Annotated in this window: 10 protein-coding genes; 2 read left to right on the forward strand and 8 right to left on the reverse strand. The window is 67.9% G+C overall.

Going from position 1 to position 16,017, the window contains the following annotated elements; genetic code table 11:
* Positions 1-6: 6 nt before the first annotated feature.
* The gene (locus EPA99_RS05510) at positions 7-921 is read right to left on the reverse strand and encodes a DMT family transporter (RefSeq protein WP_129470187.1); all 915 of its coding nucleotides are present in this window, start codon (positions 919-921) and stop codon (positions 7-9) included.
* Positions 918-3,041, reverse strand: a complete 2,124-nt coding sequence (locus EPA99_RS05515) for a glycoside hydrolase family 36 protein (RefSeq protein ID WP_129470188.1) — start codon at positions 3,039-3,041, stop codon at positions 918-920. Before EPA99_RS05515 ends, EPA99_RS05510 begins: the two co-directional genes overlap by 4 nt.
* 108 nt (positions 3,042-3,149) lie before the next feature.
* On the opposite strand from EPA99_RS05515, the gene EPA99_RS05520 reads away from it, so the two are divergent.
* Positions 3,150-4,295: an amidohydrolase family protein gene (locus tag EPA99_RS05520; RefSeq protein ID WP_241688270.1), complete on the forward strand. Its 1,146-nt coding sequence runs from the start codon at positions 3,150-3,152 to the stop codon at positions 4,293-4,295.
* A gap of 255 nt (positions 4,296-4,550) precedes the next feature.
* Here the strand turns inward: EPA99_RS05520 and agaR are convergent, their stop codons facing one another.
* A complete protein-coding gene (agaR, locus tag EPA99_RS05525; RefSeq protein WP_129470189.1) occupies positions 4,551-5,339 on the reverse strand; it encodes a transcriptional repressor AgaR in 789 nt (262 codons plus the stop codon).
* 142 nt (positions 5,340-5,481) lie between these two features.
* On the opposite strand from agaR, the gene EPA99_RS05530 reads away from it, so the two are divergent.
* The gene (locus EPA99_RS05530; RefSeq protein ID WP_241688271.1) at positions 5,482-8,319 is read left to right on the forward strand and encodes a TonB-dependent receptor; all 2,838 of its coding nucleotides are present in this window, start codon (positions 5,482-5,484) and stop codon (positions 8,317-8,319) included.
* A 629-nt stretch (positions 8,320-8,948) separates the two neighbouring features.
* On the opposite strand, the gene EPA99_RS05535 is transcribed toward EPA99_RS05530, so the two are convergent.
* From EPA99_RS05535 to EPA99_RS05555, 5 genes are read right to left on the reverse strand one after another with little or no spacing between them, the layout of a single operon-like run.
* A complete protein-coding gene (locus EPA99_RS05535; RefSeq protein WP_206733694.1) occupies positions 8,949-10,190 on the reverse strand; it encodes an FG-GAP repeat domain-containing protein in 1,242 nt (413 codons plus the stop codon).
* A gap of 58 nt (positions 10,191-10,248) precedes the next feature.
* Positions 10,249-11,373 (reverse strand): hybrid sensor histidine kinase/response regulator, encoded by a 1,125-nt coding sequence (locus EPA99_RS05540; RefSeq protein WP_129470191.1) that lies wholly within the window; start codon positions 11,371-11,373, stop codon positions 10,249-10,251.
* Positions 11,370-11,960: a chemotaxis protein CheB gene (locus EPA99_RS05545; protein WP_129470192.1), complete on the reverse strand. Its 591-nt coding sequence runs from the start codon at positions 11,958-11,960 to the stop codon at positions 11,370-11,372. Before EPA99_RS05545 ends, EPA99_RS05540 begins: the two co-directional genes overlap by 4 nt.
* Positions 11,957-12,781, reverse strand: coding sequence for a CheR family methyltransferase (locus EPA99_RS05550; RefSeq protein ID WP_129470193.1), 825 nt, complete (start codon positions 12,779-12,781; stop codon positions 11,957-11,959). Before EPA99_RS05550 ends, EPA99_RS05545 begins: the two co-directional genes overlap by 4 nt.
* Complete coding sequence (locus EPA99_RS05555; RefSeq protein ID WP_129470194.1) at positions 12,778-15,897, reverse strand: hybrid sensor histidine kinase/response regulator; 3,120 nt, start codon at positions 15,895-15,897, stop codon at positions 12,778-12,780. The genes EPA99_RS05550 and EPA99_RS05555 overlap by 4 nt, the downstream gene beginning before the upstream one ends.
* Positions 15,898-16,017: the final 120 nt, after the last annotated feature.

Raw genomic sequence — 16,017 nt, forward strand, 5'->3', positions numbered from 1 at the left:
ATCCAGTCAGGGGAGGGAGGCAGGTTCGCGCTCGGGCTCGAGCACCAGCAGCAGCGAGGCCACCAGCGCCAGCACCAGGCCCACGGCCTTGAGCGGGCCCGGCACCACGCCGGCAAACGCCAGGGAGAGCACGGCGGTGATCAGCGGCGCGCCGGCATTGCTCAGCGGCGCGACCACCATGGCCTTGCCGTAGCGGAAGGCGAACACCAGGGTCAGCGCGCCGATGGCGTTGAGCACCTGGATGCCGGCGGCCAGCCAGGGTCCGCTCAGCCCGGTGTTGATCGGCTGGCTGAAGTCGGTCATCCACAGCGCGACCGGCGCCAGCAGCAGCGCACCCAGCGCCATGTAGGCGAAGATGCTCTCGGCGCGCACGCTGTCGTTGGCCAGCTTCATGAAGTAGGCCTGCACGCCCCAGGCCAGCATGATCAGCAGCGACTGCAGGAACCAGCCCAGGCCGCCGCTGCCACGGCCGAAAGACAGATCGAGCAAGGGCAGGGCGATCAGCGCCAGCGCGATGCCCAGCGTGCCCTGCCAACCGGTGCGCTCGCGCAGCAGCAGGAACGACAGCGCGATGGTGACCACCGGCGAGAGCGAGATGATCGGGAAGATGAAGTACGCCGGGCCGATGGTCAGCGTGTGGAACAGCAGCATCTGTCCGCCAGCGCCGAGCAGGCCGATGGTCAGGCCGTAGGCCACCGCCCTGGGCGTGCGCTCCAGCTGCCAGCCGCCGCGCCACAGGATGTAGACCGCAGGCGGCAGCATGGTCAGCGCCCACACCGCATACACCAGCGTGTCCGGGAACCCGTTGGCGGCCGACAGCGGCGACAGTGCGCCCCACACGCCCCACAGCGCGACAGTGGTCAGCGCGAAGACCAGCCAGGGCCGCCTGCGGGCCGGTGCGGTTGCGACGGCGGCATTCATGCGGCGGCCTTCGGCGTGGCCTGCACGGGCGTTGCCTGGAGGAACAGGAAGCGCGTGAACGCCACCGGCAGGCTCGCCGCGGTCGCATCGACCTCCCCCAGGTCGCGCTCGTTGAACAAGTCGCGCACCTTCCAGCGTCCGGCAGGCAGCCCGCGCAGTTCCACCTTGCCCTCAAAACTGGGCGCATAGAAGGTGTAGTACTGCGCGCCGTCCTTGCGGATCGCGTGGGCCTCGGGCTTGTCGAAGCCGATGTCGTACAGCGTGCCCAGGTACTCGCCCTTGGGCAGCATGTGGGTCTTGTAGAGGTTCACCCACTTGCGCCACAGCGCCTCGCGCTCGGGCGTGAGCACGTAGCCGCCCGGCGGCAGCGGCGCACTGGGCTTGTCGGTGTCCTTGGGCCAGGTGAACTTGGTGGAGATCACCGCGCCGATGCCGACGCTGGAGGCGAAGTCGTCGCGGTTGTCCGACAGCTCCACGTGATCGCCGGCATAGCTGCTGCGATCGCCGATCAGGGCCTTGATCGACTTGCCCTTGCTGCGCACCTGCCAGGAGGACAACGGGTCGGAGGACGGGTACTGGTCGGTCGCCGGCAGGTTGTGGAAGGCGAACGCAGTGCCACAGGGGCACAGCTCGACCACGGCCTGCGGATTGGCTTCATGCGCGGCGCGGTAGATCGCCTCCCAGAACCTGGCCAGGCCTTCGACCGAGTCGCTCGGGCTGGCGTGCTTGTGGGCGGGGTTGTAGCAGGGCGCGACCGCGTTGAGATGCTGGCCGTCGAGCTTGATGCCCTCAAAGCCCCAGTCGCCGATGGCCTTCTTTACCAGATCGACGTAGAAGTCGATGGTCGGCTGGTAGGCCGGGCACTGGGTCAACGCGTTCCACCAGGTCACGGTCTGGAAAGCGCCTTCCTTGTCCAGCAGCAGCATGTCCACGTGGTCGTGCAGCACGTCGCTGCCCGGGTCGGCGGCCAGCGGCGCCAGCCACAGGCGGGGGCGCATGCCGTGCTTGCGCACCTGCGCGGTGAAGGCGCGCATGTCGGCATCGCCACGCGGGAACTTCTTGCGGTCGATCTTCCAGTCGCCCTCGTTGGTCTGCCAGCCGTCGTCCAGCACCGCCCATTCGAAGCCCAGCTCGCGGGCCTTGGGCAGGGTGCCGAAGATCTGCTCCATGGTGAAGTCGCGCTCGTAGCCCCAGGCGCACCAGATCGGCGCGAAGGCCGAGTCCGGCGGGCGCGGGCCCTCGATGCCCTCGGCCTTCATGAAGGCCTGGTACTGCTGCAGCGGGGCATAGAAGTCGCCGCGGTGCACGGCCAGGAAGGTGCGCTCAGTCACCAGCTCGGCCCCGGGCGCCAGCGTGATGGCCTGCTGCGACTCGATGGCAATGCGGGCGCCGGTGGCGGTGCGGGCCACCGGCATGTCCAGCGGGCGCGGGACGAGTTCAACATGGCCCACGGCCAGGCCGACGTCGCGGCGCCACAGGTTGGCCACCGGCGTGCCACCGCCGTAGTCGGAAGAATCCATCGCCAGCGTGTTGCGCTGGTCGAAGTCCTTGCCCACCGGCTGCACCCAGTCGCGGCGGTCGGTGTGGGTGGCCCCGGAGAAGCTCCAGAAGCCGCCCGGCGCATCGTCCAGGGCATGGGCCGCATTGCGCCAACCAGCCAGCGTGAGCGCGGCATCTCCGAGGTTGCGGTAGCGCACCTGCAGCAGCGCCAGGCCGGGCAGGGCATCAAACTGGCTCACGGCGACCTGCTTTTCCACCCCGGCCTTGGCGGCGCGGCCGTGGAACACCGTCTGCCGGCCGCGACCATGGCGCGGATCGTCCAGCGCATGGGCGTCCTGGCCGGTGAGGGCGAAATCCGCCAGCTCGGTGCCGTCGGCCAGCAACAGGATCTCGCTGGGCTGGTAACCGGTCAGCGCCTTGCCCTGCATGGACACGCGGGTGTGCATGCGGCGATCGAACGCGAGGCTGAGCAGCGCATCGCCAACCACGGGCTTGTCACTGGCGGTGCTGCCCTGGGCGGGTGCGGCGGCACGCGCCCAGGGCGCAGCACTCCAGGCGACACCACCGGCCACGCTGCCGGCGAAATACTTCAGAACACTGCGGCGTCCAATCGGGGGCATGGAGAAAGGTCCGGTGGCGTTGGCCGCATTCTGCGCGCAGCGTAACGATTGATGCAAGCGTTTTGTTTCGTTATGTTTGCACTATGTTTCGTTGACGAGGGCAAGTGGATGAAGAAGGTCTCAATGCTGGCGGGCTCGCTGTTCGCCCTGGTCCTCCAGGGCTGCAGCCCTGCACCACAGGCCGGTCCAGGCGCCGAGGCGCGAGCGGCCAAGCCCGCCGTCCAGGCGCCCTACGCCATGGAGGACTTCGCCAAGGTGCGCAAGTACGACGCGCATGTCCACGCCAACACCACCAATACGGCCTTGCTGGATCAGGCGCGCCAGGACAACTTCGAACTGCTGTCGATCAATGTCGACTATCCCGACTTCCCCAGCATCGACCAGCAGCATGACGACGCACTGACCCTGGCCAAGGCCGACCCGCAGCGTTTCCATTGGGCCACGACGTTCTCGATGCAGGGCTACACCCTGCCGGGCTGGCGCGAGAAGACCCTGGCCCAGCTGGACCGGACCGTGGGAGAGGGCGCACGCGCGGTCAAGGTGTGGAAGAACATCGGCATGGTCGAGAAGAACGCCGATGGCCAGCTGATCTTCCTGGACGATCCGGGCCTGGGCCCGGTCGCCGGGCACATTGCCGCGCTGGGCGTGCCGCTGATCGCGCATCAGGCCGAGCCCTACAACTGCTGGCTGCCGCTGGATCAGATGACCACCAACAACGACCGCGAGTATTTCTCCAAGCATCCGGACTACTACATGTACCTGCACCCGGAGATGCCCTCGCACGGCGACCTGATGGCCGCGCGTGACCGCTTCGTGGCCGCCCATCCCAAGCTCCAGGTCGTCGGCGCGCACATGGCCAGCCTGGAGTACGACGTGGGCAAGCTGGGCCAGTTCCTGGACCGTTACCCGAATGCCACGGTCGACCTGGCCGCGCGCATGAGCCAGGTGCAGTACCAGTCCCTGCGCGATGCGGCCAAGGTGCGCGACTTCTTCATTCGCTACCAGGATCGGCTGCTGTACGGCACCGACCTGACCCAGGCGCCGGACAGCGATCCGGCCGTGTTCCGCGAGGAAGCGCACGCCTTCTGGTCGTCGGACTGGCGCTACCTGGCCACCGGCGAGTCGCAGCGCATCGACATGCTGGAAGCCGACGTGCCCGGCCTGGCGCTGCCACGCGCGGTGATCGACAAGATCTACTACGCCAATGCGGTGCGGGAGTTCGGCGGCGCCAAGGGGCAGGGCGGGGCGCACTGAGGCGCTGGCCTGGCCTGATGCTGCGCAACACTGATCTGTGTGGAAGCGGCTTCAGCCGCGAAGTGCTTTACCGGGAAAGCTCCTTCGCCGGTGAAGCCGCTCCCACAAAAAAGGCACAGCGACGAGAGGCTTAGTCGCTAGCTGTGGGAGCGGCTTCAGCCGCGAAGGGCTCTACCAGGAAAGCCTCTTCGCCGATGAATCGGCTCCTACAAGAGCTCACGGGAAACGGCAGGAGGATGATCCTCGCGCGATGGCTCAGGCCAGCAGCAAATCCACGCCCAGGGCGCGGCAGGCCTGTTCCACTTCTTCCGGGGCATCCTTGTCGGTGATCAGGGCATTCAACTCGCTGACCGGGATGATGCGGTGCAGGCAGACCCGGCCGAACTTGGAGCTGTCGGTGATGGCGATCACCGCGCGCGCGGCCTCGACCATCTTGCGGTTGAGCATGGCTTCCGGCTCGTGGTGGGTGGTGATGCCACGCTCCAGGTCGAAGCCGTCCACGCCCAGAAACAGCAGGTCCACATGCAAGGCGTCCAGCGCTTCCACGGTCAGCCCGCCATAGAAAGCCATGTTTTTGCGGCGCAGCTCGCCGCCGAGCATCACGATGTTGACGTTGGTCTTGGGCGTCAGCGCGCTGAGCACGCCGAAGTCGTTGGTGACCACGGTGACCTCGATGTCCGGCAAGGCCTCGGCCACCGCGATCGCGGTCGTACCCGAGTCGATGGCGATGGTGTCCCCAGGCTTGACCAAGGCCGCGGCGCGCAAGCCGATCCGCCGCTTTTCGTCCAGGCGCACGCTGCGCTTGATCTCGAAGGCCGGCTCGATGGCCGCCACCGGCGCCGGCCCGACCACGCCGGCATCGATCGCCCCACCGTAGGCGCGCGCCATGACCCCGCGTTCGGCCAGGTAGCGCAGATCCTTGCGCACGGTCTGCATGCTCACGCCGAACTGGCGGGCCAGCGCGGTCACCTGCACGCTGCCGTGCTGGCGCACCAACTCGCTGATCTGGAGACGGCGCTGACTGGTATCGCGGGTAGCAGCCATGGGGGGTCCTTAGCAAACGTTCCAAAGTATAGGTCAGTTCGTTACATTTCGATGTTGATACAAAACGAAACTTAGTCTAGATTCGGTTTCGTTCGACTGCCCACCGTCCCCGCACGCACCGCCAGCCACCAGGAGTGACCCTGTGAATGCCTCCCGCCTGCATCGCCACACGTTGTGCCATGGAATTGCCCTTGCCCTGCTGATGCCGGCCACGGCCTGGTCGCAGACTGCCACCCCAGCCGCCGAGGCGCCCGCCGCCCAGGACGGCACCACCCAGACCACGGGCGAAGGACGCGCGGTGGACCTGGATACGGTCGTAGTGACCGGTGTGCGCGCCAGCCTGGCGCGCGCCACCGACATCAAGCGCGATGCGGCCGTGGTGCAGGACTCGATCAGCGCGCTGGAACTGGGCCGCTTCCCCGACGACAACGTCGCCGACTCGCTCAGCCACATCACCGGCGTGTCCATCAGCCGCGTGGCCGGCGGCGAGGGCCAGAAGGTCAGCGTGCGCGGCCTGGGCCCGGAGTACACCCTGACCACCTTCAACGACCGCATCCTGGCCACCGATGGCGAGGGCCGCGACTTCGCCTACGACGTGCTGCCGGCCGACGTGATCAGCGGCGCCGACGTGATCAAGGGCACCCAGGCCTCGCTGACCGAAGGCGCCATCGGCGGCCTGGTCAACCTGCGCTCGGCCAGCCCCTTCGACCAGAAGGGCCAGCACGGCATCGTGCGCCTGGAAGGCGACCGCAACCAGATGTCCGAGCTCAATGGTCGCAAGGTCTCGGCCACCTACAGCAACACCTTCGCCAACGACACGGTGGGCATCCTGGTCGGCGCGGTCTATGCCAACCGCCGCGACCGCACCGACGTGGCCCAGTCCAGCTGGACGCGCAACGCGGTGCCGGGAACCGACTGGTCCGGCAACGCCTGGGGCGGCGCCATCGACCCCAACGGAAACGGCGAGCTGGACCCGGACGAGTACGGTCTGATCGGCCCGGGCCAGTTCAACATGGGCTCGATCCTGGAAGACAAGAAGCGCACCGCGTTCTCGGGCAAGTTCGAATGGCGTCCGACCGATGACGTGCGCATCACCGTCGATGGCCTGAAAACCAAGCTGGACTCGCCGCAGGTCTCCTACCAGCAGTCCTACTACCCGCTGTTCGCGCCAGGGCGCTGGTCCGACGTCAGTGTGCAGAACGGCATCGTCACCGGGCTGACCCTGGCCAACCCCGATCCGGAACAACGCCTCAACCCGGAGCTGCTCAACGAGACCCAGTACCGGGTGGTGGAAACCGAACTGTTCGGCGTCAACGGCCAGTGGGACGTCAACGACCGCCTGAGCCTGACCGGCGATCTGTATCGCTCCACCTCCAAGCGCCATTCCGGCGGCCAGGACACCTACGTGGTGCTGCGCATGAACCAGCCCAACACCTCGCGCATCACCCTCAGCCCCAACGGGATCCCCAACGTCACCACCAACTTCGATGACGGCCGCGAGCTGGCGTCGGGCCTGGCCAACAGCCAGTTCACCGGCTCGGACTTCAACACGCATTACATGGAGCTGCGTGGCGACAACATCGACGACGAGATCAACGGCGGCACGCTGGGCGGCAAGCTGTTCGTCGGCGACTGGGGCGTGGACAACCTGAAGTTCGGCGTCTCCCGTACCGACCGCAAGAAGCGCCGCGACCTGATCAACAACACCCTCAGCGGCGGCGCCGATTACTACTCCGGCGACAATGCGATCAACGTCGGGGAGCTGGGCAGCGGCGTGCTGCGCGGCACGCTGGCGCCCCCGCACTTCATGGACGATGTCGGCTCGCAATTCCCGCGCAGCTTCCTCGGCTTCGACGTGCCCAACTATCTGTCGTTGCTGGAGGCCTACAACGGCAACCTGCGCCCGGACGGCACGCCTTACGATTTCTCGATGGCCGCCCCGCAGTGGAACCCGCTGGAAAGCTATCGCGTGAGCGAGAAGACCGACGCCTTCTACGTGCAGGCCGACCTGTCCGGCGAGCGCTGGAACGCCGATGTGGGCGTGCGTTTCGTCAAGACCAAGACCAGCTCGCAGGCCTGGGACGCCAAGATCACCAGCATCACCGAGAACGGCGCCTTCAACTACGTGGCCGCCTATGCCGAGCCCACGCCGGTGGTCCAGGATGCCGACTACCACTACTGGCTGCCGTCGGCCAACTTCACCTGGCGGTTCACCGACGACCTGCAGCTGCGCGTGGGTGCGGCCAAGACCATGGCCCGTCCCTCGGTGGAGCAGCTGGCGCCGACCAACACCACCGCCAGCGTGTCCTGGGGCGAGTTCACCCAGGTCTACGGCGGTAATGCCGACCTCAAGCCGTACACCGCCAAGCAGGGCGATGTGTCGCTGGAGTGGTACTTCAGCGAAAGCTCGATCTTCAACGTCGCCACCTTCTACAAGCGCATCGAGAACCAGATCACCACCAGCTGGGAGCCGCAGCAGGACATCGGTGTGCCGGGCTATCTGTTCAACGTCATGCGCCCGATCAACGGCGACTACGCCAAGGTCCGCGGCATCGAGGCCGGCCTGCAGCATTTTTGGGACAACGGCTTCGGCTTCCGCGCCCAGTACACCCGCAACTGGTCCAAGAGCTTCGTCAACGGCCTGGAGCGTCCCCTGGAAGGCATCGCACCGGCGGTGTACTCGCTGGGCCTGATCTACGACAAGGGCCCGTGGTCCATCAGCACCACCGCCGACCACACCGATGGTTTCACCACCGCCACCAACGTGCTGGGCGAGGGCTACAACGAGCAGGCCGACAAGCTGACCTGGCTGACCGCGCAGGTGATGTACCGCATCAACGACACCTTCACCATCAGCCTGGAAGGCCAGAACCTGCTGGACGACGAGCAGACCACCAGCATCAATGGCAACCCGCTGCTGCTCAACAGCTACTACCGCTACGGCCGCGCCTTCACGCTGGGCATCGCCATGAAGTTCTGACGCGGTCGGCCCGGCCTGCATGGCGGCGTGTCTCCGACGCCGTCATGCAGGCACCGAGCCCTCAGTCCCGAGTCCGAGCAGCGGCCGGTTGCGACCCGGCCGCTTTTTTTTGCGAGGCGATCGCCGGCGATGGCGTCGCCATCCAGATACATGCGCAAGCTGCCGAAGCCGGCTGCTTGCTCACTGCGGGACGTGCGATCGCGATGGGATATGGCTGGTCGCGGAAAGCCAACTTCGTCAAGCAGCCCGGCCCTGAGCCGTACATGGCTCCTCGGCTCGGTCAGCCATCCATGGCTGACTCGCCGCCGCGGGCCATCCATGGCCCGCTTTCCGCCATGCCCGGCTCAGGACCAGGCTCGCAATCTGATGAATCTGGGATTCTCCTGGCCGAAGCCAGAAGACCTCACGCGTGCTGCAGCGGTTCGGCGGCCGGTGGCCGCGGCAAGCGAGGCAGGAAGCCGAGCGCCTTAAGGCAGGCAGGATGCCCTGACCGAGGGAAGAGCGGCTACCGGCCGCCGGACCGCTGCCCGTCCGAAGTGGGAACCTACCTCAGGCCTGCACGATCCAAACGACAGTAGCAGTGGAAGTCCAGCCAAACGAAGCTATTCGACTCCTCGACTCACGCGCCCTTAGTGTTCCGCAGGGCGAGCGCTTTTCCCTTGCCCGCTCAGCAGCAGCCGCAGCTGCGTCCCCCAGCCGCCGATCACCGCGTCGGGCTTGCCATCGCCATCCAGATCGCCGCTGGCCATGCTCCAGCTGCGCCCGACCATGCTGTCCGGGACCACCGCGGCGGTGACATCGCGGAAGTGGCCGCGTCCATCGTTGCGCCAGGCGCGCAGCTGCAGCGGCTTGAAACCGGGCACCTCGATCGCCCCGACCAGCAGGTCCATCGCGCCATCGCCGTCCAGATCGATCGGCAATCCGCCCCAGCTGGAGAAGCGATGCCTGGGCAGGCGCGCCTCGGTCTCGTCGCGGAAGTGCCCCTTGCCATCGTTCACCAGCAGGCGCGTCTGCGGATCCTTGTCCCAGCCTTGCGCGTTGCTGGTGATGTTGAAGAAGACGATATCGGGATGGCCATCGCCAGTGGCGTCGAACACATGCACCTCGCGCGTTTCCAGCGGCACACGCAGCTCCAGCGCGCCTTTCGCTTCGGTGAAGCGCCCCTTGCCATCGTTGAGCAGCAGGCGATTGGGTGGTTGCTGATTGGCCAGCACCATGTCCAGGTCGCCATCGCCATCCAGGTCGGCCAGGGCCACGCCCTGCGTCTCGGCCTTGAGCCCGGCCAGGTGCGTGGCCGTGGCGTCGATGAAGTACCCGCGCCTGGCAGGATCGCCCAGCCACAGGAACGGTCCTGCACCGCCGGCCTTGCCCTCGGAGGTGTTGCCCACCACGATGTCCGGGATGCCGTCGCCGTTGACGTCGCCCACGGCCAGGCCATTGCCTTGCCCGCGCGCGGGCAGACGCTCGCTGACGTCGCGAAAGCCGCCCTTGCCATCGCCCAGGAACAGCTGCGGCGTCTCGTCGTCCTCGGCCACGAACACCACGTCGGCATGGCCATCGCCATCGAAATCGGCGGTGCGCACGTGCTCGTTGTCGGCCTTGCGCGGGCCGAAGGCGCCTTCCTTGCGCACCAGCTTGCCGCCGCCGGTGTTGAGGTAGAGCAGGTTCTGGCCGTTCTCCACCGCCAGCACCACGTCCAGGTCGCCATCGCCATCGACGTCCAGCAGCGCCGCATCCAGCGCGTGCAGCTCCGGCGCCAGCGGCACATGGGTAGTGGTGGCATCGATGTAGCGCGTCTGCGCGCAAGCTGCGGCCGCGCAGCAGAGCAGGGGGGCTGCAGCCAGCAGCCGTGGGATGATCGGTCCTGGCATCGCAGGCCTCGCGCTGGGTTGGGCAGGACAGGCTAGGCGCCTGCCCATTAAAAGCGCCTCAGTTGCGCGGCAGCTCCGCACGGAACACCACCTGGCCGTCCTCGTTCCTGGCCTGCAACGCACCGCCGTGGGCCTGCAAGAACTGCTGGGCGATGAACAGCCCCAGCCCCAGTCCCTGGGTCGGGTTGAAGCTGGCCTTGAAGGGCTCGAACAGGCGCGGCATCAGCGCTTCGGGGATGCTGCCGGCATTACGGACTTCCAGCACCAGCGTGGCGCCACCGCGGCCATCGACCGTCGCCACGATGGGCTGCCCGCCGCCGTGGGCCAGGGCATTGCCCAGCAGGTTGGAGTACACCTGCAGGATGCGGTCCTGGTCGGCCAGCAGCGACAGGTTGCCGTGCTCCTCCAGGCGGATGGTTTGGTCCGGATGGGCCTGCGCCAGCTCGTCGATGACGGTGCGCGCCAGCTCGCCCAGCTGGCAGGGGCGGGTCTCCAGGCGCAGGGCGCCGGTGCGGATGCGCGAGAAGTCCAGCAGCTGCTCCACCATGCGCGCCATGCGCCGGGCCGCGCCTTCGATGCGCTGCAGCGGCTTGCGCGCCGGCGCGTCTTCGCCTTCCGGCAGGGCCAGATCCAGCGCATCTGTGCACAGCAGCACCGTGGTCAGCGGTGTGCGCAGGTCGTGGCTGAGCACGGCCATCATGGTCTCGTTCAAGCGCAGCGCGTGTTCCAGGCGCTCGTTCTGCGCCTTGAGCTGGCGGCGCTGGGCGTACAGCTCGATGAACACCTTGACCTTGCCCAGGATGATGTGGGGCTCGATCGGCTTGTGCAGGAAATCCACCGCGCCGGCCTCGTAGCCCTTGAACGAGCGCAGGGGGTCGTCCGGCGAAGCGGTGAGGAAGATGATGGGCACATCGCGCGTGCGCGCCGAACCGCGCATCAGCTCGGCCAGGGTGAAGCCGTCCATTTCCGGCATCTGCACGTCCAGCAGCGCCAGTGCCACGTCGTGCTGCAGCAGCATTTCCAGCGCTTCCGGCCCGGACTGCGCGCACAGGATGTTCAGGCCCTCGCGCCGCAGCAGCGCCTCCATCGCGATCAGGTTCTGCGCGATGTCGTCGACGATCAGCAGGTTGATGGTCTCCGGCGCCTCGGCGGCGGCCGTGGAATCGGTGGTGATCAGGTTCATTGCACAAGGTCCTTCAACGCATCGCCCATGGCGCGCAGGGTCAGCACGGCATCGGCGCCCGGTCCGGCCAGGGCCGAGGCGGGCATGAGCGGGGCGACGGCTTCCTCCGGGTCCTGGACCCAGACGGTGCCGCCAGCGGCACGGATGGCGGCCACCCCATCGGTGCCATCGCTGCTGGCACCGGTCAGCAGGATGCCGAGCAGGCGTGGCCCGAACACCGCCGCGGCCGATTCGAACAGCGGGTCGATCGCCGGCCGCGAGAACAGCACGTCGGCATCGCGCGACAGCGCCAGGCTGTCGCGGGTCTCCACCATCAGGTGGTAATCCGGCGGGGCCACGGTCACCGTCGCCGCCTGCAGCGGCTGCTTGTCCACCGCCTCGCCCACAGGCAGCACGCATTGCTCGTCCAGCAGCGGGGCCAGCCGGCTGGGGCGGTCGCGCGGCACGTGCAGCACGATCAGCACCGGCAGCCGCCAGCGCGCATCCAGCGCGGACAGCAGCGCCTGCAGCGCGTGCACGCCGCCGGCCGAGGCGCCGATCACCAGCGCGTCGTAGCGCCGCAGGGGAGACAGGGCGTCAGCGCTCATGAGATCCGGCGGTACAGCCGCTGCTCGCGCGCCACGGCCTCGAAATCGTGCGCATGACGACCGAACTGCAGCGACTCCTTGCTGCCCAGCCCAAGGAAGCCACGATGCACCAACGCCTCGTGGAACAGGCCGATGGCGCGGTCCTGCAGCTCGCGGTTGAAATAGATCAGCACATTGCGGCAGGACACCAGCTGCACCTCGGAGAACACCGCGTCGGTGGCCAGGCTGTGGTCGGCGAACACGATGTTGCGCTTGAGCTGGCGGTCCATCGCCGCACCGTTGTAGGCGGTGCTGTAGTAATCCGACAGCGAGGCCTTGCCGCCGGCGCGCAGGTAGTTGCCGCTGAACTGCGCCATGCGATCGATGTTGAACACCCCGCGCTCGGCCGCTTCCAGCGCCTCGGGGTTGATGTCGGTGGCGTAGAGCAGGGTGCGCTCGAGCAGGCCTTCCTCCTGCAGCAGGATGGCCATGGACCACACCTCCTCGCCAGTGCTGCAGCCGGCCACCCAGACCTTCAGCGAGGGATAGGTGCGCAGCACCGGCACGGCGTGCTCGCGCAGGGCCAGGAAGTATTCCGGGTCGCGGAACATCTCCGAGACCTGCACGGTGAAGAACTGCATGGCCTGCGCGAACAGCTCCGGCTCGTGCAGCAGGCGGTGCTGCAGGTCGGCCAGGCGCGGGCAGCCGAAGCGGCTCATGGCCTGGCGCACGCGCCGCCGCAGCGAGGAGATCGCGTACTCGCGGAAGTCGTAGTGGTAGCGCTGGTAGATCGCCTCCAGCAGCACCCGCAGCTCCAGGTCGAACAGCTCGGCCTCGTTCATTGCCGCGAGCACCACACCCGGCACAGCGAGACCAGCTTGTCCACGTCGATGGGCTTGGCGATGTAGTCGTTGGCCCCGGCCTGCAGGCAGCGCTCGCGGTCGTCGGCCATGGCCTTGGCGGTCAGGGCGATGATCGGCAGGTCGCGGGTGTTGGGCGCGGCGCGGATATGCCGCATGGCCGTCAGCCCGTCCATCTCCGGCATCATGATGTCCATCAGCACCAGGTCCGGGTCCAGGGTCTGCAGACGCTCCAGCGCCTCGCGGCCGTTGCGGGCGATCTCCAGCTTCACGCCCAGCGGCTCGAGCACGCTGGACAGGGCGAAGATGTTGCGCACGTCGTCCTCGGCCAGCAGGATCGTGCGCCCGTCCAGCACCGCATCGCGACGGCGCGCTTCCTTCAGCAGCCGCTGCTGGCTGCTGGGCAGCTGCGACTCCACGCTGTGCAGGAACAGGGTGACCTCATCCAGCAGGCGCTCGGGCGAGCGCGCGCCCTTGATGATGATGCTCTTGGAGTAGCGGCGCAGGCGCTGTTCTTCCTCGCGCGAGAGCGCCCGGCCGGTGTAGACGATGACCGGCGGGAAGGCCAGCGACGGGCTCTCGGCCATGCGCTCGAGCAGGTCGTAGCCGGTGCCGTCGGGCAGCGCCAGGTCGGTGATCATGCAGTCGAAACTGGCCTGGCCCAGCTGGGTCATGGCCTCGGCCACCGTGCCCACCGGCACGATCTCCAGCTGGTCGCGCGCCAGCAGCAGCTGCAGGTTCGCGCGCAGGTCCTGGTCGTCCTCCACGATCAGCAGGCGACGCACCGCCCGGGCATTGGTTTCCTCCAGCTGCTGGATGGCCTCGGCCAGGCGCTCGCGGGTGGCCGGCTTGAGCAGGAAGCCCACCGCGCCCAGCTCCAGCGACACCTGCGCGCGCTCCAGCGCCGAGACGATGTGCACCGGGATATGCCGGGTGCTGGGGTCGCGCTTGATCCGCTCCAGCACGCTCAGGCCGGACACGTCCGGCAGGCCGATATCCAGCAGGATGCCGTCGGGCTGGATCTTGGCCGCCAGGGCCAGGCCTTCCTCGGCGCTGGGGGCCACGACGCAGTCGAACTGCAGCTCGTTGGCCAGCTCGGCCAGCGCCTGGGCAAAGCGCGCATCGTCCTCGATGGCCAGGATCAGCCGGCCCGGGAAACGCCGCACCAGCGCATCGGCGCCCGGCGTGGCGGCAGCCTGCGGCGATTCGGCCACGGACCGCGCCAGGCTGGGGGTGGCGCTGCTGCCCAGGACCTGGCTGACCGCGCTGGCCATCGGGGCGGCCTGGGGCGCGGGCGGTGCCTGGTTCGACGCGCTGGCACCGGCGCCGGCGGCCGGCAGGTCCAGGATGAAGCAACTGCCGCGGCCAGGCTCGCTGTCCACGGTGATGCCGCCGCCCATGTGCGAGGCCAGGTCGCGGGAGATCGAAAGCCCGAGCCCGGTGCCGCCGTACTTGCGACGGGTGCTGCCGTCGGCCTGGCGGAAGGCCTCGAAGATGGCGGCCAACTGGTCGCGCGGGATGCCGATGCCGGTATCGCAGACCTCGAAACGCACCCGTCCGGGCGCGCCGGCCTGGATCTTCAGGCTGACCGAGCCGCGCTCGGTGAACTTGATCGCATTGGCCAGCAGGTTCTTCAGGATCTGCTGCAGGCGCTGGCTGTCCACCTCGATCCGTTCCGGCGCGCCGTGCCCGATCTCGATGGCCAGCTGCAGCCCCTTCTGCTGGGCCATCGGCTCGAAGGTGTCCTTCATGCGCTGGGCCACGCCGTCGAGCAGGGTCGGCTCCTCGGCCAGCTCCACGTGGCCGGCCTCGATCCGCGACAGGTCCAGGATGTCGTTGATCAGGGCCAGCAGGTCGTTGTTGGAGGACAGGATGGCCTGGGCGTACTTGACCTGTTCCTGGCTGAGGTTGCCGTCCTTGTTGTCCACCAGCAGCTTGGCCAGGATCAGCGAGCTGTTCAGCGGCGTGCGCAGCTCGTGGGACATGTTGGCCAGGAACTCGGATTTGTACCGGGATGTGGTGGCCAGCTCCTCGGCGCTGCGCATCAGCTGCGCCTGTGCGGCCAGCAAGGCCTGCTTCTGCGCTTCCAGCTCGTGGGTGCGCTCTTCCAGGACGACGTTGGTCTGCTCCAGGTCGGCCTGCTGCTGCTCCAGGCTGGCCTGCGAGTGCTGCAGGCTGCGGCTCTGCTCCTCCAGCTCCTCGTTGGCCACCCGCAGTTCTTCCTGCTGGGCCTGCAACTCCTCGCTCTGGCGCTGGGTCTCCTCCAGCAGCTCGATCAGGCGCCGGCGCTGCAGCGACGCGCGCAGGGCCAGGCCGATGGTCTCGGCGCACTGCTCCAGCAGGGCGAGCTCGCGCGGGGCCGGGGCGTGCAGCTGGGTGCGTGCCAGCTCCAGCGCGCCCATGACGCGCCCATCGGCGGTCACCGGGGCGATGAACAGCTCGCGCGGAGCGCTGCGGCCCAGCCCGGTCTCGATGCTCAGGTGCCCGGCCTCGACATCGCGCAGGCGCAGCACGCGGTTGCCGCGCACCACCTCGCCCAGCTGCCCCTGGCCCACCGGGAAAGTCCCGGCGATGCCGGCGGGCACGGCGACGCCGCCGACCAGCACCAGGTTGGACTCTTCCAGGCGATACAGCGCGCCGACCTGGCAGCGCATCTGCTCGCACAGCGCGCCGAGCGCGGCGTTGGCCAGGGTCTCCACTTCCTGCTCCCCGCGCAGGCTCAGGGCCACGGCGTTCTCCGCCTCCTGCAGCCACAGCGCCGCCTCGGCGGCCTGGCGCGCGCGCAGCGCCTGGGTCACCACCATCGCCATGGCTAGGAAGGACACCCCGCCGATGCTGCGATTGATATGCGAAAAGCCCGAGCCGTGGCTGGCCGGGGCCAACTCATAACCGACGGCCAGCAGGACGCAGGACAGCAGTGCCACCACCAGGGGCGCGCGGATGTGGCTCTGGAACACCGTGATGCCCACGGCAAAGAAGTAGGTCAGCCAGATCGCGTAGCCAAGCGGGACCACCAGCTCGAGCGCCATGGTGGCAGCCATCAACGCGCCCGCGGCCAGCAGGACCCAGCGGTCACGGGACAAAATCGGATCCTGCATGCTGCGCTTCGCCGTCAAAAGGGCACTGATGTTAGCGCAGCAGGCCCGTCCAAGCCATTGAATTGACGGAGGAATATCGTCTTCGTAAGGCTATGGACTTCACATGCATTTCACGCGGTC

It is taken from the genome of Pseudoxanthomonas composti, assembly GCF_004122095.1.
Lineage (GTDB): Bacteria > Pseudomonadota > Gammaproteobacteria > Xanthomonadales > Xanthomonadaceae > Pseudoxanthomonas_A > Pseudoxanthomonas_A composti.